The organism is Agrobacterium vitis (genome assembly GCF_037039395.1).
GTDB lineage: Bacteria > Pseudomonadota > Alphaproteobacteria > Rhizobiales > Rhizobiaceae > Allorhizobium > Allorhizobium vitis_E.
In genome coordinates, this window is record NZ_CP146241.1 from 119,936 (window position 1) to 146,439 (window position 26,504).

A 26,504-nucleotide genomic window follows, 5' to 3' on the forward strand; every position below is an offset into this window, starting at 1 on the left:
GCTGATGACGGTCATCAGTCCGGTTCTATCTGGCGGCAGCGCCGAGGACGGCAAAGGTGCGACCTCGAAGCGCCGGGTGCGGATCGTGTCCAGGCGCCGGCGGCGGATCGAAAATGCGCTGATTGCCTATTCCTTCATTGCTCCAAATTTCCTAGGCTTTGCCGTTTTCACGCTCGGCCCTATCCTGTTTGCCTTTGCGCTGGCTTTCATGCATTGGGACGGCTCAAACCCGATCACCTTTGCCGGGCTCGACAATTTCTGGCGGCTGTTTGAAGACAAGGCCTTTATCGCCGCCTTCTGGAACACGGTCATCTATACTGTTGTCTCTGTACCTGCGACGCTTGCCTGCGCGCTGGGTCTCGCCATCCTGCTCAACCAGAAAATCCGTGGTCGCGATTTCTTCCGCACCGCGATGTTCTTTCCTTATGTCGCGTCGCTGGTCGCGGTCGCCGTTGTCTGGAATATGCTGTTCAACCCAGAAATGGGGCCGGTGAACATGCTGCTCTACACGCTCGGCCTCGACCCTAATGACATGCCCGGCTGGGCGGCTGACCGGCACTGGGCAATGGTCACCGTTATCCTGTTCGGGATCTGGAAGAGCATGGGCTATTACATGGTCATCTATCTGGCCGGGCTACAGGGCATCAATGCCGAATTATACGAGGCAGCCGGTCTCGACGGCGCCAATGGCTGGCAGAAATTCCGGCATGTCACCCTGCCGCAGCTTGCCCCGACGACGTTTTTCGTCACGGTCATGCTGACAATCCAGTCCTTCAAGGTGTTCGATCAGGTCTATATGATTACCCAGGGTGGGCCTGGAACCTCGACCCTCGTGCTGGTCTATCATATCTATAACGAAGCCTTCATTTCCTGGGATCTCGGCTATTCCAGCATGATTTCGCTGGTGCTGTTCTTCCTGGTTCTGGCGGTCACCGTGATCCAGTTCCGCCGCCAAAGGGAGGACTGAGCCATGCGGATTGCCGGACGCAGGATCAAGGTCTCTACAATTGCCATCTACGCAACGGTCATCGCCGTCACCATCATCATGTTGCTGCCGTTTGCCTGGATGCTGTCGGCGTCGCTGAAGCTCGACCGCGACGTCTTCGTATTTCCGATCGAATGGATACCGGCCCACCCGCGCTGGCAGAACTATGTCGATATCTGGACGAAGATTCCGTTGGCGCTGTTCATCTACAACACCTCGAAGCTGACGATCATCGTCACCCTTCTCCAATTGTTGACGTCGAGTTTCGCGGCCTATGCCTTCGCCAAACTGCATTTTCCCTTCAAGAACACGCTGTTTCTCGGCTATATCGCCACCATCGCCATGCCCTGGCAGGTCTATATGGTGCCGCAATTTCTGCTGATGCGCGAATTCGGGCTGAACAATACCCATCTGGCGCTGATCTGCCTTCAGGCGTTCACAGCCTTCGGCGTCTTCCTGATGCGGCAGTTCTATATGTCGATTCCAACGGAACTCTGCGAAGCCGCCCGGATTGATGGCATGAACGAATACCAGATCTGGGCGAAGATCATGCTGCCGCTGTCGAAACCAGCGCTATCGACGCTTACGATCTTCACCTTCGTCACCACCTGGAACGATTTTCTGGGGCCGATGATCTATCTCACCAAGACCGAACTGAAGACCATCCAGATCGGGCTTCGCATGTTCATATCGCAATACTCCGCCGAATACGGGCTGATCATGGCGGCGTCCGTTGTCGCGCTCATTCCCGTACTGATTGTCTTTCTCGCCTTGCAGCGCTTCTTCGTCGAAGGCGTCGCATCAACCGGGCTGAAGGGGTGATGTCATGAATGCCATGTTTTCCAACGCACCACAGCCGATCACCGATCAAGAGGTGACTATTGCGCTCGACATCGCGGTCGCTCAGGTGCGGCGCAACCTGCCTGACTTCACCTATGCGGCGCAGAACCATTCCAGCGTCGGCAACCGGTATCCGGCGGTGGCGAATGACCAATGGACGGCGGGCTTCTGGCCCGGCGAAATCTGGCTTGCCTATGAGCATAGCGGCGACAAGGTGTTTCGCTATGCTGCACAGATCCAGGTGCAAAGCTTCCTGCATCGCATCGAAAACCGTATCGCCACTGACCATCACGACATGGGTTTTCTCTATTCGCCCTCCTGCATTGCAGCCTGGAAACTGGTGGGCGACGAGGATGGGCGCAAGGCGGCACTCCTTGCCGCCGATCAGCTGATCGAACGTTACCAGCCCATTGGACAATTCATCCAGGCCTGGGGTGCCAAGGGCAATCCCAACGAATATCGCTACATTATCGATTGCCTGTTGAACCTACCGCTGCTCTACTGGGCGACAGGCGAAACAGGGGATGAAAAATACCGCGAGATCGCGCTCTCCCATGCGCGCACCACGCTTGCCCATTCGGTGCGGAGTGACTGCTCCACCTATCACACGTTTTACATGGACCCGGTAAACGGCGCTCCGGTGCGCGGCGTGACCAAGCAGGGCTATAGCGACGACAGTTTCTGGGCACGCGGACAGGCCTGGGGTATTTCTGGCATGGCCCTGTCCTATCGTTACGAGCGCATTGCCGAATACCGCGAGGCTTTTGAGCGGTTGCTGGGCTTTTATCTGCAACGGCTTCCAGACGATCTCGTGCCGGTGTGGGATCTGATCTTTTCGGCAGAGGACGGTGAGCCGCGCGATAGCTCCTCTGCATCTATCGTCGCCTGCGGCCTTCTGGAAATGGCCGATCTCGTGGAAGAAGCGGACGCCGCACGCTACCGCGATCTCGCTCGCCGAATGATGAAAAGCCTGGCCGAGCGCTATGCCGTCAAGGACCTGTCCATCTCCAACGGGCTTGTCCTGCATGGCACCTATTCCAAGAAGACCCCACACAACACCTGCCGCGGCGAAGGTGTCGATGAGTGCGTGTCCTGGGGTGACTACTATTACATGGAAGCTTTGACGCGTTTGTCGCGCAACTGGTCTTCCTATTGGTGATGCGTGAGGGATAAATGGCAAGCATTTCGCTGAAAAAGCTCAACAAATCCTTCGGTGCATTGAAAGTAGTGCACGATATCGACCTTGAGATCGCGGATAAGGAATTCATCATCCTTGTCGGGCCGTCCGGCTGCGGCAAATCCACCACGCTCAGAATGATCGCGGGGCTGGAGGAGATCTCCGGCGGGCAATTGCTGATCGGCGAGGACCTGATGAATGACGTTCCGTCGAAGGACCGCGACATTGCCATGGTCTTCCAGAATTACGCGCTCTACCCGCATATGACCGTCTACAAGAACATGGCGTTCGGGCTTGAGCTGCGGAAAGCGCCGCGCGATGTGATCGAGACAAAAGTCCAGGAAGCAGCTAAGATCCTCGACATCACCCATCTGTTGAACCGCAAACCCAAGGCGCTGTCGGGCGGCCAGCGGCAGCGCGTGGCTCTGGGCCGTGCCATGGTGCGCAATCCGGAAGTGTTTCTGCTGGACGAGCCGCTGTCCAACCTCGATGCCAAGCTGCGCGGCACCATGCGCGCCGAAATATCCAAGCTGCACAAGCGGCTGAACGCCACGTTCATCTATGTTACCCATGATCAGGTGGAGGCCATGACCATGGCCGACCGCATCGTTGTCATGAAGGATGGCCATATCCAGCAAGTCGATACGCCGCAGCGGCTCTATGACCATCCGATCAACATGTTCGTGGCGGGCTTTATTGGTGCGCCGCAGATGAACATGCTTCCCTCGACGATCCGGCGCCAGGGGGATGGTTTCGTCGCCGTCTTCAACGATCATGCCCTGCCCTTGCCGAACACTTTCGATCAGAGCCGCATCGCGCCATACCTGGACCGTGACATCGTTTTAGGCATACGGCCTGAAAATTTTCATGAGCTGGCACCCGGCGATATTGATCCGGCCAATACCGCGCCCTTTGAGGCTGTCGTTGAACTGGCCGAACCGATGGGCTCGGAAGTGCATCTCAATCTCGTCGTTGCCGGGCGCTCCATCGTCGCCCGTGTGTCGCCGCGCTTCAAGGCCAAACTCGGTGAGCAGGTGCGTCTCACCGCCGACATGACCAATGCGCAATTGTTCGATCCGCAGACCGAGCGGTCGATCCTCTACTGACAGGACAACACGATGCAATGGTTGGAGGCCATCTGGACGAAAGAGGGAAAGGGCATCGCCAAGGATGCGCCGAAGCGCACCGGCCTTGCGCTGTTTTGCGAGATCATCGGGCGCGAATGGTGGGAACTGGTCAAGCTCAACCTTCTGTTTCTGGTGGCCGCGCTGCCCATCGTCACGCTGCCCGCTGCGCTCTTTGCCACCGCCAGTATTTGTCGCTCCATGGTAGAGGACCGCAACGTCTATCTGTTGCGTGATTTCATCGAAGCCTTTCGTCGCTATTTGGTCGTGGCAACGGTGTGGGGTCTGGCAACCGCTCTGGCACTGTGGATTGGTTTTTGTGCCATCGCAGCCTATGGCGCCCAAGTGCGCGACAGCCTGATCTACGCGGGGCCCCTGGCTGTCAGCCTTGTCGCAACCGGTTTCGTGGGCGTGTGGTCGGCGCATTTCATTGTGCTTGCGGTGATGAGCAAGCGTGGTGTCCTGGAGATCCTGCGGCTATCGGCGCTGGCAACGCTTCTGCGGCCCTTGCCGACGGTGGCGGCGCTGATGTTTGTCGCAGCACTCTGGCTTGTGCATGTGCTGCTCTACCCGGTTTCCGTCTTCATGCCGGCAATGATCAATTTTTCACTTGGCATGTTCGCTATTTCATTCGGCGCGCATCGGGCGGCGGTAATGGTTCTGACCAGGCCTGATGCGGCGTATCGGACGACGAAAATATTATAGGCAGCGCTGGGAGGCACTGTCGAGGAAACACTCAGGGAGGAGAACAGAATGTACAGGCAGAAATTTGGGATATCGCTGACCATTGCCACTGCGGCTCTGGGAATGGCCACCGTCATGGCAGGCGGTGCGTTCGCACAATCGGCAGCCCCCGTCACCTTGAAATGGGCGTTGTGGGACTGGGACAAGGTGGCCTATTACAAGCCGCTGATCGAAGCCTATCAGGCAAAACATCCGAATGTGAAATTCGAGCCGGTGGATCTTGGTTCGCAGGACTACACGCAGATGATTGCCACCCAGCTGACCGGTGGCGCCAAGGATATCGATGTCGTCACCATCAAGGACGTGCCGGGTTACGCGACCCTGGTGCGGGCCAACTCTATCGGCGATCTCTCGGGCTTCATGACCGAGCAGAAGATCGACAAAGCTGGATATGGCGGGCTTATCGAGGAACTGAGCATCGACGGCAAGGTCTATGCCCTGCCCTTCCGCTCCGACTTCTGGGTGGTCTATTACAACAAGGATATCTTCGACAAGGCAGGCGTTTCCTACCCGACCAATGACATGACCTGGGCGCAGTTCGATGAGATCGCCGGAAAATTGAAGGGTGGCATGGGGGTCAACAAGACCTATGGCGCATTGCTGCACACATGGCGTTCGGCCGTTCAGCTTCCAGGCATCATGGATGGTCAGCACACGCTGGTCGGCGGTGATTACGCCTTTCTGAAGCCCTGGTACGCGCGGGCGCTGAAGCTTCAAAAGGAAGGAGCGATCCCGTCCTATGCATCGCTGAAAACCTCCAATACCCACTATTCGGCACTGTTCTTCAACGGGACGGTCGGCATGCTACCGATGGGCACCTGGTTTATCGGCACCCAGATCGCCAAGGTAAAGTCCGGCGAATCCAAGAGCAAGAACTGGGGTATCGTCAAGTTCCCGCACCCGGACGGCGTTGCAGCCGGCACCACGGCGGCGCAGATTGCGGCCCTTTCGGTCAATAACAACTCAGCCCACAAAGACGTGGCGCTCGACTTCATCAAGTTCGTGACTGGACCTGAGGGCGCGGCAATCATTGCCGATACGGGAACTCTGCCCGCAGTGCGCACAGACGATGTCAGCACCAAGATCACCTCGCTGCCCGGCTTCCCACAGGACGAAAACAGCAAGGCGGCGCTTAAAGCCGGCAAGTCCTATCTGGAAATGGCGGTCAGTCCCAATGCGGCAAAAATCGAGGTCGTGCTGAACCGTGTGCATGACGCGATCATGACAGACAACACGTCTATCGACGATGGCCTGAAGGAGATGAACGACGGTGTGAAGGCGATCAAATAGTCCACAACAAGCCTGGCCGCAGGTTCACACCTTCCTGCGGCCAATTCATTCAAAATAGTTCATGGATATCGATTGTGGTTTACGATCCAGCCCAGGCCAATCCGCTCTACGGCAACCCGTTGCGCAGCCGCGACGATGTGGCGAAAGCTCTGCTCGACCTGTTCACGCCGCTCCTGCCCTATTTTTCGCAAGGCGGCGCACGGGTAAGGCTTGGCGCATCCGGCGCGATCTTCGATCATGCAGCTGCCGATCTCGAAGGCTTTGCCCGGCCGCTTTGGGGCATCGCTCCCTTTGTGGCGGGCGGTGGCGATTTTCCGCATTGGGACCTTTACCGACGTGGCCTGACCCATGGCACCGATCCGCAACACGAAGACTATTGGGGCGACGTCTCTGATCGCAATCAACGGCTGGTGGAGCTCGCCGCCATCGGCTTTGCACTCGCCATGGTGCCGCAGCATATCTGGGAGCCTCTGGACGATGCCGCCAAGACCACCATCTCAGCCTATCTGCTCAAGGCTAGAGATCGCGAGTACGTCGATAACAATTGGAAATTCTTCCGCGTTCTGGTCGATCTGGGACTGGAGCGGGTTGGAGTAGAATTCGACCACACCAAGACCATTGCCTATCTCGATGAGCTGGAAGGATTCGATATCGGTGATGGCTGGTACCGCGATGGGCCGGTGCGTCGGGTGGACCACTACATTCCCTTTGCCATGCATTTTTACGGGCTGATTTATGCCGTCCTTGCCAATGACGACGAGGCCCGCAAAACCCGTCTTCGCGACCGCGCAACGGTCTTTGCCAGGGATATCCGCCATTGGTTCGGCCCGGATGGTGCTGCGCTCGCCTTCGGGCGCAGCCAGACCTACCGTTTTGCCGCTGGCGGTTTCTGGGGCGCGCTTGCCTTTGCAGATCTTGATGCCCTGCCATGGGGTGAGATCAGGGGCTATTACATGCGCCATATCCGCTGGTGGTCGGCATTGCCGATTGCCGACCGCGATGGCGTGTTGTCCGTCGGTTATGGCTATCCCAATCTGCTGATGAGCGAAAGCTACAATTCGCCCGGTTCGCCCTATTGGGCGCTGAAATTCTTTCTCCCGCTGGCCCTGCCCGCCAATCATCCGTTCTGGCTGGCGCAGGAAACCGAAGCGCCGTCCTTCAATGCGCCTGTGCCGCTCGAAAAGCCGGGCATGGTGGCTATGCACACCCCGGGCAATGTCGTCATTCTCGCCTCGGGCCAGGAACATGACAAGATGCGCGGCTCCAACGAGAAATACGCCAAATTCGTCTATTCGACGCGCTATGCCTTCAATATCGAGGCCAATGATCGTCATTTCGATGCGGCAAGTTTTGATGGGATGTTGGGCCTATCGGATGACGGCGTGCATTTTAGGATGCGCGAGACGCTTGAAGAGGCGATGATTGCCGATGACAGCCTCTATTCCCGCTGGAAACCCTGGGCGGATGTGACCGTCGAAACCTGGCTCGTGCCGCGAAATCCCTGGCATATCCGCATCCATCAGATTGCAACGCCGCGCAGCCTGATGACCAGCGAAGGTGGCTTTGCCATTGCCCGCGCCGACTTCAACCGCGACCGTATGGAAGAAAGCGCTGGCCGCGCGGTGTGGTTTGGGCAAACGGACATCAGCGCCATTGTCGATCTATCCGACCACCAACGCACCGGTCGCGCCCATGTGCCGATTGCCAATACCAATCTTTTATGGGCAAAAACCAATCTGCCGCAATTGCGTGGCGCAGTCGAACCGGGTCAAACCGTGCTGGTGACGGCAGCCTTCGCCTTGCCGCTGGGAGGTGAAGCAGACGAGGCCCTTGCTAACCCGCCCGCCTGCCCTGATCTCGAGGCCTTGGAGCAACAGTTTCGAGAGTCTGGACGCCGGGTCGCGGCCTTCGATATCGGCTGAGTGCCATGAGCATGGATGACCAAGTAAACGAGGACGAAGCATCCTTGCGCCGCCACCGCCTCAATATCCTCACCTGGGAGCGGAACGGGCAGGATATCGAGAGCGCGGCCCATCAGGCACGGCTTCGCCAACTCCAGACCTATGCCGGCGCAATATTTTCTCCAGGTGCTTATGTGGCGGAAAAAGCTGAAATCCATACCGACAGGCTGGTGATGGGCGCTTGCTCCTGGATTGCCGGTCACGCGCTGGTGCGTGGCGATGTCGAGCTTGGCGAAAACGTTTCGATCAATGCCTATGCCTGTATCTCTGGCCGGGTACGGGTGGGAAATGGTGTGCGGATTGCCTCTCATGTCTGCATTGTCGGCTTCAATCATGGCTTCGATGATCTCGAAACACCAATCTATCGCCAGCCATTGACATCGCTTGGCATCGAGATCGGTGACGATGTCTGGATCGGCGCCAATGCGGTCATTCTGGATGGCGCCCGGATCGGCAGCGGTGCAATTATCGCCGCCGGTGCCGTGGTCTCAAAACACATCCCACCACAGGCCATTGCGGGCGGCGTACCGGCCCGCGTGCTGCGGATGCGCGGCAAAGACACGGCGTCTACCCGCAAAACCGAGGTGGTCGAGACAGCGCTTGCCGCGATCGATGCTGCCGCTTCCGCTGATTGGCGAGCGGTGGTGGAGCGATATCGTATCGGAGATGATTACGGCGCGCCGGATGCAAGCGGCAAGCCCGTTACCAGCATTCGCCATCTCTGCGACGCCATCGAAATTGCCGCTGCCTTCGGTGATATCGGCTCGATATTCGATGTCGATGCCACTACAGCCCGCCTGCAAGCCATTCAGGACCCGGAAAGCGGGCTTTTCCCGGACCCTTATCGTGAAGCGCAACAGGTTCTGCATCACGATCCGATTGCCTTGTACAATGTACTGGCGGTTGGATATGCCCTTGAATGCCTGGGATCAGCGCCACTCCACCCCTTTCGGTTTATCGAACGCATGAGTGCAGGCGATCTCGTGCAATGGCTGGATGGGCTGCCTTGGCAAACACGCGCCTGGCATTGCGGAGCGACCGTCGACGCCATTGCAACGGCCTTGCACTTCAACGGCCTCTATTTTGATGCAGGAGCTAACCGGCACCCCTTGTTTGGCTGGCTGAGCCTGAATTGCAATCCAGCATCCGGCCTTTGGGGTGCAAAAACACCGGATGGCGGGCTGCTGCAGCCGATCAATGGTTTTTACCGGCTGACGCGCGGCGCCCATGCGCAATTTGGCATACCGGTTCCTTATCCAGATGCCACCATCGATTCCGTTATCGCCAATTACCGGGCTCATGACGGAGTTCGTGGGCAAGGTTTCAATGCCTGCAATCTGCTCGATACGATCCACCCGCTGCTGCTTTGCCTGAAACAAACACCTCATCGTCGCAAGGAGGCGATGGAGATCGCAACCGATATCATTCTGCAACTGTCGACGCGGTGGGAAAGCGGGCAAGGCTTTGCCTTCGCAGATGGTCATCGGCCCGGGTTGCAGGGAACTGAAATGTGGCTTGCTACCTGTTGGCTTGCAGCCGAACTGCTGAACCTCTCGAGCAGTCTGTCATTCAAGCCACGGGGCATTCACTTGTACCGCGCGTGAGACCACTTCAGATCCGCCTCCAGCCTATGTCGAGGTATATGATGTGGAATGGCTCATCGATCCATTTATCAATCGGACCCAGGCAATTGCTGTGGCGATTAAAATCCGCCTTATATCCTAATAGTTGAAATTGGACGCCATTTTTACTTATTCGCGATCCGTTACTATAAATAATACTATCTAAAAATTCTCAATTAAGAAATTTTAAATAATTTAATCCGAATATTCGGATATCGGAGAGCATGTCAAGGTCGCCATGATGGCGCTACCATCTCTGTCCCATTTGTAGATGTGTTCTTAGCATCGCGTTCCGCCGCACTCGGGCAACGGTGGAACACGTACCGCATTCAATCGCTGTCGCGTCGTCGCTACATAGCTGCAAACATTCTTCTCATCTGACCGTGTTGACGCTCCAGAACCCTGGACGATGGCGGCCGTTTGTCCTCACCTTGTCACCGCTGTTCGGCTGAAACATGCCGGTTCAGAGCGCGTGTTCCATGGAGCTTGCCATGTTCGCATTCAACAATTTCAAGATACTGACGAAGATTTCGCTGGCATTCACCTTGTTGGTTATTCTCAGTATTGCGATCTGCATTATCAATATTTCCGGTCTCAACAGCCAGAATAGGGCCGTTGCCATGACGGAGCACACCTATAAGGTGCTTTCGACCCTTGACGCTATCTCGCAAGCCATGGTCGATCAGGAAACAGGACTTCGAGGTTACCTCATTTCCGGCACCGAGGCATTTCTCGCACCACAAAAAGCAGGGCAAGCGGCCTATCGCAAGGCTTTGGCGAGTGTCAAAAGCCTGACAGCTGACAACCCGGTCCAGCAGAAGAGGTTGGACGACCTTGACGGCTTCGCGTCAACCTGGACCAACGATGTTCTGACCAAGGAAGTGGCTCTGGTGCAGAACCCATCGACGCGTGAGCAGGCGCTCGCGATGGAATCGGCAGGAGCCGGTAAAGCTGCCATGGACGCCATTCGGTCGAAAGTCGCTGAAATGGCCGCCGAAGAACGTGATTTGCTTCAGAAACGCAATAACGAAACAAGTGCGGCGGCCCAATCCACAAGCTTGAGCAACTATATCACCAGTGGCCTGACAATCAGTCTGTCTATATTGGCGCTCTGGGCGATTTTTGTCGCTGTGATCAAGCCCATCCGCAATATCAATCTTTCCATGAACAAGCTTGCCAATGGCGACCGGGACAGCAGGATACCGCATGCCGAGCGGGGTGACGAGATTGGCGAAATGGCTGGTGCCGTGGAAGTCTTCAGGCAAAACGCCATTGAACGTGTTCGCCTTGAGCAGGAGACGGACGCCAATCGTTCCATGAGCGAACGGGAACGCATCGAGCGCGACAAACAGAAAGCACAGGAAGCCGCTGACGTTCAGTTCGCCGTCGATAGTATTGCAACCGGTCTTGCGGCGCTGTCCGACGGGGATGTGTCCTATCGGATCAGCCAACCCTTTACCCCCGCACTCGATGGTGTTCGCAATGACTTCAATTCGTCTGCTGAAAAATTAAAGTCGGCGCTGAGCCGTGTCGCTCAGAATGCCCATGGCATTGGTGCGGGCACCAATGAAATCCGGTCTGCCGCCGACGATCTTGCCAAGCGGACTGAACAGCAGGCCGCAGCGGTGGAAGAGACCGCGGCAGCCCTGGAGCAGATCACCACCGCAGTCACGGATTCCACCAAGCGCGCCCAGGAAGCGGGTAATCTCGTTGCCCGGACCAAAGCTGGAGCCGAACATTCCGGTGAGGTGGTTCGCAAAGCGGTGATTGCCATGGAGCGGATCGAGAAGTCGTCGGGGGAAATTTCCAATATTATCGGTGTGATCGATGAGATCGCCTTCCAGACCAACCTTCTGGCCTTGAATGCGGGCGTCGAAGCCGCGCGCGCTGGCGAGGCCGGTAAGGGTTTTGCCGTTGTCGCGCAGGAAGTGCGTGAACTGGCGCAGCGCTCGGCAAATGCCGCCAAGGAGATCAAGGCGCTGATCAATACGTCGAACCAGCAGGTCGAGGAAGGCGTACAACTGGTTGGAGACACCGGAAAAGCCTTGGAGACCATCGTCTCCGAAGTCCAGGAGATCAACCGCCATGTATCAGCGATTGTTGACGCTGCTCAGGAGCAGTCTTCCGGGCTTCAGCAGATCAACACTGCCGTCAATCAGATGGATCAGGACACCCAGAAGAACGCCGCGATGGTGGAAGAAACCACGGCAGCAAGCCACAGCCTTGCCAAGGAAGTCACCTCTCTCAACGATCTACTGGCGCAGTTCAAGCTTTCCGATACGCAATACCAAATTTCCAGCCCGCGGCCAGCGAGCGTGAGTGACAAACCCACGACATCTCCTGTCCGTGCCCTCGGTCGCAAGATTGCGTCGGCCTTCGCAGGTAATGCCGCGGTCGATAACAGCAAGAGCGATTGGGAGGAATTTTGATGGCCCCGACGTTCAAGCCTGTCAATATGGCTTGAGACGACCATCTTTGTAAGGCTCGATTGACGGCTCCATGGCCGTATACCTCCACCCGCGACGGACGCGGGTGGAGGACCCTTGCAGGCCCTGCGGCTTGTTTAAGACGAAGATGCGCTCACGCTTCTATGTGCGCTTTTGAATTGACCTACCGGCCTCATCGAACCGGTGAAGGCATCCCTCCATCGGCTTGACGCTGACGATATCGCCGGTCCTTGGCTCATGGCTGCCGCTGGTGCGGATCAGCAGCTTTCCATAGAGAGCGGAGTCGATAGTCATGAACGTATCGCTTCCAAGGCATTCCGCAGCCACGACGGGACCGCCCCAGGCGTCATGGTCTTGCGAAAGCACCAGATGCTCTGGTCTTACACCAATGGTTTTTGCGGCGTATTGCTGGGCCGCCTCGCCCGATACGAGATTCATTTGTGGCGAGCCAATGAAGGCAGCAACAAAGAGATTGGCTGGCCTGTGATAAAGCTCCAACGGCGTTCCCAACTGCTCAAGGACACCCTTATTGAAAACGGCAATCTTATCCGCCATGGTCATGGCTTCCACCTGATCATGCGTGACGTAAATGGTTGTCGCATTCAACCTTTTCTGTAATTCCCGTATTTCCGAGCGCATTTGCACCCGCAGCTTGGCATCGAGATTGGAGAGAGGTTCATCGAACAGAAAAACCTTGGGGTCTCGGACAATAGCCCTGCCCATGGCAACGCGCTGACGCTGCCCGCCTGAAAGAGCTGCGGGTTTGCGCTTCAGGTATGGTTCCAGACCCAGGACCTCAGACGCCTTTGCCACGCGCGCATTGATGTCTGCCACAGAATGCCCCGCGAGCTTGAGGGCAAAACCCATGTTCTCGGCCACTGTCATATGCGGATAGAGCGCATAATTTTGAAACACCATGGCAATGTCGCGTTCGCGTGGGCTGAGGTCATTGATGCGGACACCATCAATGAAAATATCGCCACTGGTGACCTCTTCCAAACCAGCGATCATCCGTAGGAACGTCGATTTTCCGCAGCCGGATGGTCCAACCAGCGCCAGGAATTCCCCGTCCCCGACCTCAAGATCCACACCGTGGATGACCTCCAAGGCCCCGTAATGCTTGCGTAAATTTTCAATCCGCACCACAGCCATGATTTCCTCCCAGACAAATCGCTTGACGCAAAACAAAAGTGATTTAATCTATTTCTTGCATTCAGGGAAGATGCCTGTTGGAGGAGACAGCGGGTCTCGGATGATCACGCAGGCGGAGGCTTGCCCGCGATTGAGGGTTTTAACGCATGGCACTCAACGGCATGCGACTTTGGGAGGAAGGTACATGAAAAAGAACAGGCATGCGTTGACGCTTGTCGCACTGTTGGTCGCCCCGGCGGGTGCGAATGCCAGTGACATGATCACCGGCGACACGGTTGGCCCGGCTGACGCGCCCAATAAAATGACATTCCGCATGACAACCGACGGCCCGCGCAACAATGATCCGGTCGTGGCTGAAGGCTATGGTAAGCTGTTCAATCAGTTTATTGCCAAGCACCCCGGCTGGCGCATTGAATTGCAGATGATGACGGGGGATATCAGCCAGGAACAGGCCCGCATGGTCGAGCAGGCCAAATCCGGCAATGCGCCCGATTGCGCGGCCGTGGACTCCTTCGTGCTGCCTGTTTTCAAAAAAGCCGGCGTGCTGAAGTCCTTCTCGCCCTATTTTACCAAGGAAGAGATTGACCAGCTTTTCCCCTTCATTCGCGAGGGCGTTACCGGAGCTGACGGCCAGATTTATGCCTGGTGGTGGTCGACCGATCTGCGGGTTCTCTATCGCAACAAGGAGATCGTTCCCGATGCGCCGCAGACATGGGACGAGACCAAAAAGGCCGCGCTGCACTCCGTGAAAGAGGGCATGGAAGGCATTCTGTTCAACGGCTCGCGCTATGAAGGCACCACTTTCGACTGGCTGGCCAATTTCTGGGCTGAGGGTGGCAAGCTGGTCGATGAGAGTGGCAAGCCGATCTTTGGCGAAGGTGCTGAGCGGGAAAAATTCGTCAAGGCAGTGAATTACTATCGCGACCTGGTAGAGTCAGGTGCTGCTCCCAAGCGGGTGGCCACCATTGGCAATTATGATGATTTCAATGCCGCCGCTGCCGCTGGCACCACGGCGCTGTTTGTCGGTGGAAATTGGCAATACGGGCAGTTGCAAGCCGCTCTTGAGCCGGAAGAACTGGCCAAATGGACCTTCTCGCCCCTGCCCGGACCCACCAAGGATCAGCGCTCGACCGGCACGGGTGGCTGGACGGTTGCCTCTTTTGCCTCCGATCCGGCAAAAGTGAAAATGTGCGCCGATCTGGCTCGTGATGTCTATATGGGGCCTGCCAATGAGGTTCAGGGGCAGCTGCCAACCCGCGCAGACCTCTATGAAAAATACAAAATCTTCTCCTCTGATATCAACAAGGCTTTCTCAGAGGCACTGAAAGTCGGTCAGGCCCGGCCTGGTGCGCCGGTCTATCCTGAAATCTCCAATCAGATCCAGATCATGATGGGCAAGGTGCTGACGGGAACGCAAGCCACGGATGCGGCTGTCGATGAAGCCTTCAAAGCGTCGCTTGCGGCATTTGACCGCCATTAACCGCCTCTTGAGACTGCGGAGCCAAAGGGCTCCGCAGCGCTTTGTGGTTTGAATCCAAAAGGTGCACTCCATGGCAACAATCAGCTTGCAGGCAGGCAAACAGACGGGTGCTGTCCAAAGCCGTCACCGACCGAAGGCAGCGCCCTGGCTTATGCCGCTGATTTTGGTGCTCGGCATTTTCTACCTTTATCCGGTGCTGGATGTGGTGCGCCTTGCCTTCACCAAAGCCACCCTGCTCGGGGATGATGGTGGCTATACCATCACAACATTGATCAACACGCTGACCCGTGCAGAAATCCCGCAGATCCTGTGGGTCACGCTCACTTTCACGGCTGGGTCGGTTCTGGCACAGCAACTCTTTGGCCTTGTGATCGCATTAGTCGTGGTGCGGGCGGAAAAGCGTGGTCTGTTTGGGGCGACAATCCTGCGAACCACGGCGCTGATTGCCTGGGTGGTGCCGGGCATTGCGGGCGGCATTATCTGGAAAATGCTGTTTAACGAAGCTCCATTTGGCGGGTTGAACAGCCTGCTCAGGCTTGTGGGAGCTGGGCCCGTACAATGGCTCTCCGATCCCAACCTCGTGATGTGGTCGGTGGTTTTGTCGAATGTCTGGCGCGGAACCGCCTTTTCCATGGTGGTGATGTATGCGGCCATCAAGGCGATTGATCCGGTGCTTTACGAGGCATCGGCTGTGGATGGGGCGCGGGCCGATCAGCGGCTTCGCTATGTCACTCTGCCCCAGTTGAAATCGGCCATTCTGGTCAACCTGATTTTGATCACCATCCAGACCCTCAACACCTTCGATGCGATCATCTCGCTCACCGGTGGCGGACCGGGACGGGCGACCGAAGTGCTGTCGCTCTATACGTTCAATGTGGTGTTTCGCAATTATGATCTTGCGGCGGGCGCTGCGCTCTCCATCCTCATGCTGGTGATCTCGCTGACGCTCGCCTTGATCTATGCCGCCTTCCTGCCGAAGGGAGATGACCAATGAAAGCCCGCACGAGTGAGCGCCTCGGCGATCTGCTGAGTTATGTTTTCATGGTCGTCACCTTTGCCTTCTTCGCATGGCCGCTGCTGTGGCTTTTGTCGCTGGCACTCAGAACCCGCAGGGAAGTGTTTCTAGGTGTCACTCGCTTCATTCCCAAAGCACCGACGCTGGATAATTTTGCGATGATCCTGTCCTCGGACAAGTTCATCTCCTACCTGTGGAATGCGCTGAAGCTGTCGTGCTTGTCGGCGGCAGGTTGCCTGATCGTTGCCCTGCCTGCGGCCTATGCCTTTTCGCGCTTTCAGTTCAAGGGCAAAGGCGCGTGGATGATGGCGCTGCTATCGGTGCAGATGATCTCCCCGCTGGTGATCATGGTGCCGCTTTATCGCTACATGGCGGCCATGGGCCTGCTGGACAGCCATTTTGGCACCACCATGGTCTATGTGGCCCTTGCCGTTCCGGTCTCGACCTGGATTTTGAAAGGCTCGATCGACGGCATTCCCAAAACCCTTGATGAAGCGGCGATGATGGATGGCTGCACCCGGTTTGGCGTGTTTATCCGTGTCATCCTACCACTGTCCACGCCGGGTATTGCCTCGGCCTTCATCATCGCGGTCATCAGCGGCTGGTCGCAATTTCTGGTGCCGTTCCTGCTGATTACCAAGGAATCTCTCACCCCGATTGGCGTCGGCATTTTTCAATATGCCGGCACACAAAATGACTCCTCCATCCAACTTCTCGCGGCGGCCTGCCTTGTCTCGGTGGTGCCGGCCATCATCGCCTTCCTCTCGCTCCAGCGCCTTATTCTGGGCGCGATGACCGCCGGAGCCGTGAAGGGCTGAACCCATCCTGTTGAAAGACTTTAGGAAGTTATCATGAGCCTGACCTACACCCAACGCCTTGAGCGGATCGAAGTTCGCAACGCCGAATTCCAGTTCTGGCGTGCCCGTAAAACAGTTGAACTGACCGGCTGGAGTTTCAATGGCCAACCCATTGCCGTGGGTGAGGCCTGGCCGCACAAGACCCCACCCATTGGCTTCACGGCGGATGTGACGGTGCCGGAAGGCTGGCCGCTTGCCGATACCTATCTTTATCTCAACCTCGGTGGTGAAAGCCTTCTGAGCATCACCGCACAGGATGGTTCTCTCAAGCGCTACGGGCTGGACCCCTACCACCGCGAATTTGCAGCCCCTTCGCAGAGTTTTTCGCTGCATGCGCAATCCGTTCCGCGTCTGCCGTTTGGTGAGCCGGTACGCGCACCAAAGCTTGAACGGGCAGAACTGTTCTGGATCGACCGTTCCGTGGACCGCATGGGACTGTTAATGCGCCAGATTGCCGAAGCACTAAGGGTGTTACAAGGCCATGATGTGGTGCCTTATCTGCTGGATGCTGCCGAACAGGCCTTTTACGCCATCGATTGGCCATCGGCGACGGCGGACTATGTGGCGCGCACCGCGCCTGCGGTGATGCAGCAAAAGATCTGGCAACTGCCAGAGCTGAAGGCCGACCCTGATGGACTGAGTGATGCCCAGCGCGCCAAACTGGATCAGGCCTATGAGGCGCTGATGGTGCGCCTTGGTGAACTTCGTGAACGCTTCCCCCCTCAGGGCAAGGTGGCGCTCACCGGCCATGCCCATATCGATCTGTGCTGGCTGTGGCCCTATGACGAGACGCGCCGGAAGATGCGTCGCACCTTCCATACGGCCCTATCAATCATGGAAACATCGAAGGATTTCCGCTTCAACCAGTCAACCGCCCATTATTATTGGCAGTTGGAAGAGGATGATCCTGAACTGCTCGACAAAATCGTTGACCGTGCCAAAGATGGTCAGTGGGAAACGCTGGGCGGCATGTGGATTGAGCCGGATACCAATATGCCCACGGGCGAAAGCCTGACCCGGCAAATTCTCTACGGTCAGCGCTATTTCGAAAAGCGCTTTGGCCTGCGCCATAGCGTCTGCTGGCTACCGGATTGCTTCGGCTTTGCAGGAGCGCTGCCGCAGCTATTGAAACAGGGTGGGATGAAGAGCTTCTTCACCATCAAGGTCAATTGGTCGGAAAGCAACCATATCCCCGCTGATCTGTTCTGGTGGGAGGGGCTGGATGGCAGCCGGGTACTTGCCCACTCGTTCGACAATCCGATGGAAGGTTATAACGGCTTTGTGCGACCGGATTGCATTACGCCAACCTGGAAAAACTATCGCCAGAAAGACCGCCACGATACAACGCTGCTCTGCGTTGGCTATGGCGATGGCGGCGGCGGTCCCAGCCCGGAAATGGTGGTGCGGGCAGAACAGCTTCGCGTTTTCCCCGCCATCCCGGAAGCGCGCTGGACCCGTGTACATGACTTTTTTGAAGACGCCCATGCGATGGCCAAAACAACGCCCGTTTCCGTGTGGAAAGGCGAGATCTATCTGGAACTGCACCGCGCCACGCTGACCACGCAAAGCGCCATCAAAAAACTGCACCGCAAGGCCGAGCGCAGCCTGATTACAGCGGAGACATTGGCATCCCTTGGCCATCTTCTGGGAGCGGACAAACCACGCTCATTGGAGCCAGAATGGCGCTTGGTGCTGAAAAACGAGTTTCACGACATTCTTCCCGGCTCTTCGATTGCCGAGGTTTATGTGGATGCGAAAGCCGAGCTTGAACAGGTGCTGGCAGATGGCGCTGCTGCGCAAAAGGCGGCTGTTGATGCCATTCTCACGCAACTGCCTGAAGGCAATGATGGCGCGGTGCTGGTGATCAACCCCACACTGAGCGCCCGGCCAGTCCGGCTGACGCTGAATGATAGCAGCATAGCGGCTGACGGCATGGTACCTGCCCTTGGTGTGAGCGTTTTGCCCGCCAGCGCTCTTGGCCCCAAACCGGGCCTGAAGGCCACGCAAAATACCTTGGAAAATGACATCATCAAGGTGACGCTGGCCGACGACGGCTCCATCGCCTCTATCCTGCACAAAGCATCCGGCCGCGAAGCTGTCGAGGGTGGGGCCAACCGGCTGTTTGCCTATACGGCAGACAAACCGCGCAATTGGGATGCGTGGGATGTGGAAGAGGATTACGCACAAAAATCCGAGGAGTTGAGCGGATACGAATCCATCGAACTTGTTGAAAACACAGCCCACCGCGCCGCCATCCGTATCAAACGCCGCTGGCGTGATTCCACTATTGTGCAGACCTTGAGCCTTGCTGCCAACGCTCGCCGTCTCGATATTTTCACCGAAATCGACTGGCATGAACGCCGCGTCATGTTGCGCACGGAAAATGGCGTGGCTGTCAGCGCCGCCCGCGCGACCTGCGAAGTGGCCTACGGCGTGGTGGAACGCCCCACCCATTCCAACACCTCGTGGGATGAGGCGATGTTTGAGGCACCGGCGCATCGGTTTATTGATCTGTCCGAACCGGGTTTTGGCATGGCGTTGCTGAATGATGCCAAATATGGCCACTCGGCCCTTGGTAATGTGCTGGGCCTGTCCCTGCTACGCTCGCCCATCTATCCCGATCCGCTGGCCGATGAAGGCTATCAATCCTTCACCTATGCGCTGATGCCGCATGAAGGGACCTGGTATGAGGGGCATGTGCGCGAAGAAGCTGACGATCTGAATCAGCCGCTGATTGCCATTCCGGTGTCAGGTAAAGCGGCTGGTGAATGGTGCCCGTTGCAAGCAGCAGGGCTGGAGGTCGCTCTATCAGTCATCAAACCTGCCGAGGATGGCGATGGTCTGATCGTGAGGGTGTATGAGCCAGCCGGTCGCCGGGGTAGCTTCCAGCTTACGCCGTCAGATGGTTGGGCCGTCAGTGGCGCACTCAGCATTCTGGAAGAACCCATGGAGGCGGTGGATGCGGATGCGCTAAAACCCTTTGAGGTGAAGAGTTGGCGTCTGTCGAAAACCGCTTGAAAATGCTTTCGCCCCGCACGTCTATGGTGCATGGTTTCCTCGCCGCCGCTGTCCGGCGGCGAGGAGATTGACGATTACGATGAGTTATTCCGGAGCCAATGGCGAGCAGGCCGCAGCCCTCAACAGGGCCATTATCCTGAACGCCATTCACCGTGGTGGGCCAATCTCGCGCACCGAAATTGCCAAGCTTTCGCGCCTGACAAAGCAGGCTGTCACCCGGATTGTCGATAAGCTGCTGGATGAAGGCTTGGTGATGGAGGCGCGCCGCCGGCAAGGCTTGCGTGGTCAGCCGGCCATCGAGCTGGAGATTGACCCTGAGGGGGCCTTTGCCATCGGAGCCAATATTGACCGCGATCACCTGACCATTGTGGCGGTGGATGCCGTCGGCAACGTGCGCGGACGGATTCATCATGAAGCCCGTTTTTTGTTGCCGGATGCGTTTGTGAAGCTGATGGAAGATGCCGTCTCGTCTTTCCTGCGCCGCAAGGTTATTCGTGAATCGAGGCTTGCGGGCATTGGCCTTGCCATTCCCGACTGGCTGGGCGAGGTACAGGTGATTGGCCTGCCAGACACGTATAGCCAGTGGAACGGCTTTGATGTGCGCGCCGCTCTATCGCATATCACCGACCACCCGATCTATATCGACAATGACGCCAACGCGGCAGCCTTGGGTGAGATTGAATATGGGCTGGGCACCGAAATGCGCAGCTTTTTCTATATTCTTATATCCGCCTGTCTTGGTGGCAGTCTGGTGATTGACGGTATGCGCCACAAGGGCGCTGGCGGATTGGGTGGGGAAATCGGCTGGCTGCCCACGGCGGTAACAACCGGTCCCTTTGCCGGGGAAACCCGACCGTTGGGCGATATGCTATCAATGTTCGTGTTGCTCGATTACCTTGCCGACAATGGTGTGGATGTGGCGACGCCTGCGGATCTGTTGACGCTGGATGGACGGGGACGCGCCCTTCTCAGCGGCTGGCTGAAGAAAATGGCCATTAATCTTGCCGAAGCCGTCATCGACATTGGCATGGTGGTGGACCCCGATGGCATTATTCTGGGTGGGCGCCTGCCGGTGCGGCTGATTGATGAATTGCTGCTCTATGTGCACGAGGAAATCAGCCGTCGAGAAACCTTGGCCCCAAGCCTACACCGCGCAGCAGCTTCAGAGGATACCGCAGCCCTTGGCGCTGCCGCCATGGCACTCGCCGACCGGCTCTGTCTTCCCTCTGCCGATCCAGCCCATCTCAGCCGCTCACCGCTGACGACAGCCGTCCGGCCTTCATCGATCAATTCGGTTTTGGCAGCAGCAGTTCGATAAACGGCGCAATAGCAGCGCCATAGGCGGCGTCGCGGTCTGGAAAGCTTAAAGGGCGCACGGGCGGAATCCAGGCTGCGGGGACAAAATATCGCTCTTTGCCCAGCCGGGCTTCGGCGATTTTGTCAATCAGTCGATCAATCACATCGGCGGGCAATTGTCCGCCCAGAAGCATGGCGCCTGGTGATATGAAACCCGCGATAGTGACAACGCCGTCCAGAAGTCGGCTGGCGGCTTGTTCAATCCAGCGATCAACCTCGCGTTCACCCTGCGCGGCAATGAAAGCCCTGTAAGACGCCGCACTCGCCATCATATCCAGCGTACCTTCCGCAAGGCCGGGACGCATGGCACCAATTGCGCCTGCTCTGCCATGGGTGCCGCGGTAAAAGCGACCATTGATAATCAGGCCTGCCTGCACCTGATCATCAATCAGCACCACAACCAACCCGCCTTCCGGCTCGCCTATGCCAAACAATCTCTCCCCAGCCAGCACCGCCTCGGGTTTTGACAGGGTAAAGCTTGGCAATTCGCCAAAAGCCGCCGTGAATGCATCATCCTTGTCTGCATTCATCACCACGCCGACGCCAATGGGGGCGGGAAAGCCTGTCTCTGCCTGCACAATTTTCCTGACAGCCGCAAGCAAGGCTTCATCACACTCAAAGCGTTGATAAAGCACCATATCACCGGCGAGATTGCACAGCGCAAGGGAGCCACCCTTCTGGTAATGCTCAACACCAAGACCGTACGCGCCAGATGACACAAGCGAAAATTCCGCCGCTTTATAGCGTGTAGTGGTCTGGCGATTGCCCTTGCACACAAGGCCCGCTGACAGCAACCGTTGGAGAATGCCGGTAATGGCGGGCTCTGTGAGCTTCAGCCTTGCGGCAAGCTCCTGACGGGTCATAGGCCCTTCGCGCAGCAAAAGCGCGGAGACAGTACGTCCGTTATGATCTGCGATATCTTCAGGACTGAGGCCCTGAGCATCGCGATCCTCCAAGGGCCGAACCGTCTGATGCCTTACAAGTCGTCGTCCCACACTCAAATTTCCATCGGTGGTTTCATTGTAATCTTTGCTATCAGCAAAAAAGAAAGCAAACAGGCTTTACTGCATGCAGTCAATCACTCCATTCGAGTGCCGACGGGCCAAGCCGCAGTTTTTTACAATTCAAGGAAATAGCTGCTCCAAAATTTGCGAAGCGGGGCTGTCAAGCGAAGATGATGATCCTGAGTCTCGAATGATGCATTCTCTGACCCTTTCTCATCAAAACAATCTGCCATAACCACCATGCTGCGCTAATAATAACCGATCTACCGTTGAACATTTCGAGGCATTTATGAGCGACACCCAACGAAGCCCCATTGCACTCGCCATCCACGGCGGTTGCGGCGTGATGAACAAGGCAGATATGCCGGAAAGTGAGTGGGAAGCCGCACGCGCCGATCTCAAACGCGCCTTGCAGGTCGGATGGGCGTTGTTGCAGCAAGGCGCATCCGCGCTGGATGCTGTCGAGGCAGCCGTGATAGTGATGGAAGATTCTGAGCATTTCAATGCGGGCCATGGTGCAGCACTGAACACCGATGGCGATCATGAGCTGGATGCCTCAATCATGGATGGCCACACCCTTGAGGCGGGGGCCATTGCCATGGCGCGCAGCATTCGCAACCCGATTTGTGCCGCGCGCAGTCTGATGCACAGCGGCGAGACCGTGATGCTGGGTGCAAGTGCTGCCGATGCCTTTGCCAAAAAATCCGGCCTGCCCATGGTGGGACAAAGCTATTTCACCACCGAGCGGCGGGTAAAGGCGCTGGCATCCTTGAAGGCCCATAGGGCAGCGGGCACCGACGCCCAAGCCAGCGAAGCCGAAAAGCATGGAACAGTCGGTGCTGTGGCACTCGATAGCCACGGCCATCTGGCCGCCGCAACCTCCACCGGTGGCTTCAATAACAAGCCTGCCGGACGCATTGGCGATACCGCCGTGATAGGTGCCGGAACCTATGCCCGGGATGGCGTCGTCGCCGTATCAGGTACCGGCAAGGGCGAATTCTTCATTCGCCATGCCGTGGCTCACGAGATTGCCAGCCGCATGCGTTTTCTGGGCGAAAGCCTGGAGGACGCCTGCCAGCACGTTATCTTCACCGATCTTGCCCCCCATCAGATCGGAGCCGGATTGGTGGCAGTTGGCGCAGATGGCTCCGTTACCGCACCGTACAATACAGCGGGCATGTTTCGCGGTTGGATCGGCCCGGATGGACGCATGGTTGTGGCCAGCCATGACACGCTGTTTGAAATGCATGTCTAATGACTTTGAACCCCAGGCGGGATTAGCTTAACTCGGCGTCTGAAAACCAGCAGCAGGTTAAGCCCCCTGGGCTATCAGTGATTTATGCCCGGCGCACGAGCCTGAGGAGCAGCAGAAGGACGATCGCCCCGACCGTAGCGTTGACAATCGCTCTGACGATGCCCGTACCCAGGCTGAAACCGAGGCGGGGAAACAGCCATCCCGCGATGAACGCGCCGATGATGCCGACAAGGATATCTCCGATCAGACCAAAGCCGCCGCCACGGACCACCAGGCCGGCAAGCCATCCAGCAAGGGCGCCAACAAGAAGAAATACAAGCAGGCTCTCATTCGACATCATAGGATATTTCCTTGGCTGGTGAGATTAGGCAATGCTTTGCATTGGCAGGATCGCCTTTCCTAATTCCTATAATGCCTATCGCGATCCTGCCTTTGCGTCAAACAGCGAATACCCTCGATCCAAACCGTGCTCTTGCCCGGTGGCAAGTACACGGTTTGGATCGAGGGTATTCAGGGACGCTGGCTTATGATCCCCGTTATCGTGGCTCAATGGTTATGCGATTTCTTTAAAGTCGGAATCCTCGGCATCCGGGCCACCCATTGACATATCGAGCATCCAGCCCTTTACGCGAGCCTGCTGGCTTGCAACGGACTGGCCGGGTTTGGTCATCGGCGCTTTGGCTGTCGGTTTTGTCAGGGTATTGCGATTGGGCCGAGCCTTGGCCGACTGATTGCGTGATGCTTGCAGATTAACGTCAGCGGCATTGTCGACCTTAAAGAAGGCGATGGAGGCTTGAAGCTCCTCGGCCTGGGCCGCGAGTTCTTCAGAGGTTGCCGACATTTCTTCCGACGCTCCGGCATTCTGCTGTGTCACCTTGTCAAGTTGCTGGATTGCCTCGTTGATCTGCGAGGCGCCGATATCCTGCTCACGGCAAGCCGCAGAGATTTCAGAGACCAATTCGGCAGTCTTGCGGATGTCGGGAACGAGACGCACCAGCATTGCACCAGCTTCGGTGGCGACCTGCACAGTCTGTCCAGACAGGCCGCTGATTTCAGCGGCGGCGGACTGGCTGCGTTCAGCAAGCTTTCGCACTTCAGAGGCGACCACCGCAAAGCCCTTGCCATGTTCTCCAGCACGGGCTGCTTCCACGGCTGCGTTCAGAGCGAGAAGGTCGGTCTGACGGGCGATTTCCTGGACGATGGAGATCTTCTCGGCAATCGTGCGCATCGCAGCGACGGCCCGGTTGACGGCCTCGCCGGAAGCTTCGGCATCCTTCGATGATTGGCGGGCGATCTTTTCGGTCTGCGCAGCATTGTCAGCGTTCTGCTTGATATTGGCCGCCATTTCTTCCATTGATGCAGAGGCTTCTTCAGCCGCCGCAGCCTGTTCGGTCGCACCTTGCGAAAGTTGCTCTGATCCGGCGGAGAGCTGCTGCGAACCCGCCGAAACATTTTGACTTGCGGCTAGTGCATCGGCAACGACTCCGCGAAGGCGCTCAACCATAGACACAAGCGCAATTCCCAGCGTGTCCTTGTCTGAAAGCGGCTCCGGCTCGACGGTTAGGTCACCACTGGCGATCAGGTCAGCTATCGTCGCTGTGTTGCGCAGGTTGTCTACCATATTGTTGATCGCATTCTTCATGCGCTCATGATCGCCTTCGCATTCGATTTCGACATGCTGGGTGAGGTCACCTAAACTCACCTGACGAAGAACGCGATTGCCCTCAGAGATCGGGAGAATGATAGCATCCAACATCCCGTTGATTCCGGAGACCACCTTGGCGAAATCCCCGACGAAATGATCGGCCGCGCCGCGCTCAGAGAGCTTGCCGGCTGTAGACGCGGCAATCAACCGGTGAAGTTCAGTGGTAATCGCCTGTAAATTTCCACGCAGCGTCTCGATAGTAGCATTGATGAACGCCTTTTTGCCGGGGAATTGCTCGAGCGGCGCTCCAAAATCGCCCTCACCCAGTGCCTTGATGCAGGCCATGGCCTTCTTTTTAACCGCGATGTGGCCCGCGACCATATCGTTGACGCCTTTGGCCATCACCGCAAAGTCGCCGTTGAATTTCCCAACCGGCACGAAGACGTCGATGTCGCCCTTATCGTGCTCAATCGACATCGTGTTCATTTCAGAAATCAGACCTTTGAGATTGGCACGCAAGGTTTCGATTGTCTCATTGATGAAGGCTTTCTTGCCGGGGAATTGCTCGAGTGGCGCTCCAAAATCGCCTTCGCCCAACGCCTTGACGCAAGCCATGGCCTTCTTTTTAACCGCGATGTGGCCTGCGACCATATCGTTGACGCCTTTGGCCATCACGGCAAAGTCGCCGTTGAATTTCCCAGCCGGCACGAAGACGTCGATGTCGCCCTTATCGTGCTCAATCGACATCGTGTTCATTTCAGAAATCAGTCCTTTGAGATTGGCGCGCAAGGTCTCGATTGTCTCATTGATGAAGGCTTTCTTGCCAGGGAATTGCTCGAGCGGCGCTTCGAAATTGCCCAACCCAAGTTCCTTGACGCAAGCCATGGCCTTTTTCTTGACCGCGATATGGCCGCCGACCATGTCGTTAATGCCTTTGGCCATTACAGCGAAGTCGCCCCTGAAGACTTCTGAGGGTAACCTGACATCGATGTCGCCCTTGTCGTGCTCACCTGACATGTCAGCGATAGATGCCCCGAGCTTCTGCATCGGCTGCATACCGGCCTCAAGTAATTCGTTGACAGCAATCAGCATCTCTCTGGCTTCGCCAGTTACTGCATCGAGATTTGCACGCTCGGCTAGTTTTCCGTCTGCGATACTAAGTTTGATGCGCTGTATCTCAGCCACAGCCGCCCGAGATTTGGAAGATTTCTTCATTTGAGTGTAGAAAGACATCGTATATCCTCTATCGGAAGCTGTTTTGTAAGTTGCTGTCGCTGATAAGTCATGGGCACTGTGTGGCGACCGCCCTGTCGAGAACAGACCGGCCGGGGGTCTGCTGAAGCCCAGGCAGGTCATCAACGCCACCGGGAATGCGCACTAAACCCCTATGGTCTAGCCCGCTTCCCTTTTGATGACCCGCTTCATAAACGCGATAGCCAATACATTGTTATTGATGACGAAAACGCGCACGACTACCTCTCGTCGCCTGAAGCTCAAGGGATCGACTACTATACTCGGTCTTAAAACGTGAT

The 26,504-nt window shown here is 57.0% G+C and carries 19 protein-coding genes; 15 read left to right on the plus strand and 4 right to left on the minus strand.

Annotated elements, in window-relative coordinates; translation table 11 throughout:
- The first annotated feature begins 4 nt into the window (after nucleotides 1-4).
- The 9 genes from V6582_RS00630 (at nucleotide 5) to V6582_RS00670 (ending at nucleotide 12,172) form a co-directional block, all read left to right on the plus strand.
- Complete coding sequence (locus V6582_RS00630; protein WP_156633663.1) at nucleotides 5-967, plus strand: carbohydrate ABC transporter permease; 963 nt, start codon at nucleotides 5-7, stop codon at nucleotides 965-967.
- 3 nt (nucleotides 968-970) lie between these two features.
- Complete coding sequence (locus tag V6582_RS00635; RefSeq protein WP_156633662.1) at nucleotides 971-1,807, plus strand: carbohydrate ABC transporter permease; 837 nt, start codon at nucleotides 971-973, stop codon at nucleotides 1,805-1,807.
- Between the two features lie 4 nt (nucleotides 1,808-1,811).
- Nucleotides 1,812-2,984, plus strand: a complete 1,173-nt coding sequence (locus V6582_RS00640) for a glycoside hydrolase family 88 protein (RefSeq protein ID WP_156633661.1) — start codon at nucleotides 1,812-1,814, stop codon at nucleotides 2,982-2,984.
- Between the two features lie 14 nt (nucleotides 2,985-2,998).
- Nucleotides 2,999-4,108, plus strand: a complete 1,110-nt coding sequence (locus V6582_RS00645; protein WP_156633660.1) for an ABC transporter ATP-binding protein — start codon at nucleotides 2,999-3,001, stop codon at nucleotides 4,106-4,108.
- A gap of 12 nt (nucleotides 4,109-4,120) precedes the next feature.
- Nucleotides 4,121-4,831 carry a DUF624 domain-containing protein gene (locus tag V6582_RS00650; RefSeq protein WP_156633659.1) on the plus strand — a complete coding sequence of 237 codons (711 nt, stop codon included), beginning with the start codon at nucleotides 4,121-4,123 and terminating at the stop codon, nucleotides 4,829-4,831.
- Between the two features lie 48 nt (nucleotides 4,832-4,879).
- Nucleotides 4,880-6,160, plus strand: coding sequence for an ABC transporter substrate-binding protein (locus V6582_RS00655; RefSeq protein WP_156633658.1), 1,281 nt, complete (start codon nucleotides 4,880-4,882; stop codon nucleotides 6,158-6,160).
- 74 nt (nucleotides 6,161-6,234) lie between these two features.
- Nucleotides 6,235-8,082 carry a DUF2264 domain-containing protein gene (locus tag V6582_RS00660; protein ID WP_337739362.1) on the plus strand — a complete coding sequence of 616 codons (1,848 nt, stop codon included), beginning with the start codon at nucleotides 6,235-6,237 and terminating at the stop codon, nucleotides 8,080-8,082.
- Between the two features lie 5 nt (nucleotides 8,083-8,087).
- On the plus strand, nucleotides 8,088-9,725 hold the full coding sequence (locus tag V6582_RS00665; RefSeq protein WP_156633657.1) for an acyltransferase: 1,638 nt from the start codon (nucleotides 8,088-8,090) through the stop codon (nucleotides 9,723-9,725).
- Nucleotides 9,726-10,234: 509 nt separating this feature from the next.
- Nucleotides 10,235-12,172, plus strand: coding sequence for a methyl-accepting chemotaxis protein (locus V6582_RS00670; RefSeq protein WP_156633656.1), 1,938 nt, complete (start codon nucleotides 10,235-10,237; stop codon nucleotides 12,170-12,172).
- Nucleotides 12,173-12,331: 159 nt separating this feature from the next.
- Here the strand turns inward: V6582_RS00670 and V6582_RS00675 are convergent, their stop codons facing one another.
- Nucleotides 12,332-13,342, minus strand: a complete 1,011-nt coding sequence (locus V6582_RS00675; RefSeq protein WP_156633655.1) for an ABC transporter ATP-binding protein — start codon at nucleotides 13,340-13,342, stop codon at nucleotides 12,332-12,334.
- 184 nt (nucleotides 13,343-13,526) lie between these two features.
- Between V6582_RS00675 and V6582_RS00680 the strand changes: the two genes are divergently transcribed.
- The 5 genes from V6582_RS00680 to V6582_RS00700 all read left to right on the plus strand — a co-directional run bounded on the left by V6582_RS00680 (nucleotide 13,527) and on the right by V6582_RS00700 (nucleotide 21,030).
- A complete protein-coding gene (locus V6582_RS00680; protein ID WP_156633654.1) occupies nucleotides 13,527-14,822 on the plus strand; it encodes an extracellular solute-binding protein in 1,296 nt (431 codons plus the stop codon).
- Between the two features lie 151 nt (nucleotides 14,823-14,973).
- Nucleotides 14,974-15,816, plus strand: coding sequence for a carbohydrate ABC transporter permease (locus tag V6582_RS00685; protein WP_156633697.1), 843 nt, complete (start codon nucleotides 14,974-14,976; stop codon nucleotides 15,814-15,816).
- A complete protein-coding gene (locus V6582_RS00690; RefSeq protein ID WP_156633653.1) occupies nucleotides 15,813-16,655 on the plus strand; it encodes a carbohydrate ABC transporter permease in 843 nt (280 codons plus the stop codon). Before V6582_RS00685 ends, V6582_RS00690 begins: the two co-directional genes overlap by 4 nt.
- A 33-nt stretch (nucleotides 16,656-16,688) precedes the next feature.
- Complete coding sequence (locus V6582_RS00695; protein ID WP_156633652.1) at nucleotides 16,689-19,712, plus strand: alpha-mannosidase; 3,024 nt, start codon at nucleotides 16,689-16,691, stop codon at nucleotides 19,710-19,712.
- A gap of 79 nt (nucleotides 19,713-19,791) precedes the next feature.
- A complete protein-coding gene (locus tag V6582_RS00700) occupies nucleotides 19,792-21,030 on the plus strand; it encodes an ROK family transcriptional regulator (protein ID WP_156633651.1) in 1,239 nt (412 codons plus the stop codon).
- Here V6582_RS00700 and V6582_RS00705 read toward each other — a convergent pair.
- Nucleotides 20,999-22,063, minus strand: a complete 1,065-nt coding sequence (locus tag V6582_RS00705; protein ID WP_337739361.1) for an ROK family transcriptional regulator — start codon at nucleotides 22,061-22,063, stop codon at nucleotides 20,999-21,001. The two genes, V6582_RS00700 and V6582_RS00705, sit on opposite strands and share 32 nt — an antisense overlap.
- A gap of 298 nt (nucleotides 22,064-22,361) precedes the next feature.
- On the opposite strand from V6582_RS00705, the gene V6582_RS00710 reads away from it, so the two are divergent.
- On the plus strand, nucleotides 22,362-23,327 hold the full coding sequence (locus V6582_RS00710; RefSeq protein WP_156633649.1) for an isoaspartyl peptidase/L-asparaginase family protein: 966 nt from the start codon (nucleotides 22,362-22,364) through the stop codon (nucleotides 23,325-23,327).
- Between the two features lie 82 nt (nucleotides 23,328-23,409).
- Here the strand turns inward: V6582_RS00710 and V6582_RS00715 are convergent, their stop codons facing one another.
- Nucleotides 23,410-23,664: a GlsB/YeaQ/YmgE family stress response membrane protein gene (locus V6582_RS00715; protein WP_060720108.1), complete on the minus strand. Its 255-nt coding sequence runs from the start codon at nucleotides 23,662-23,664 to the stop codon at nucleotides 23,410-23,412.
- A gap of 216 nt (nucleotides 23,665-23,880) precedes the next feature.
- The gene (locus V6582_RS00720; RefSeq protein WP_156633648.1) at nucleotides 23,881-26,205 is read right to left on the minus strand and encodes a methyl-accepting chemotaxis protein; all 2,325 of its coding nucleotides are present in this window, start codon (nucleotides 26,203-26,205) and stop codon (nucleotides 23,881-23,883) included.
- Nucleotides 26,206-26,504: the final 299 nt, after the last annotated feature.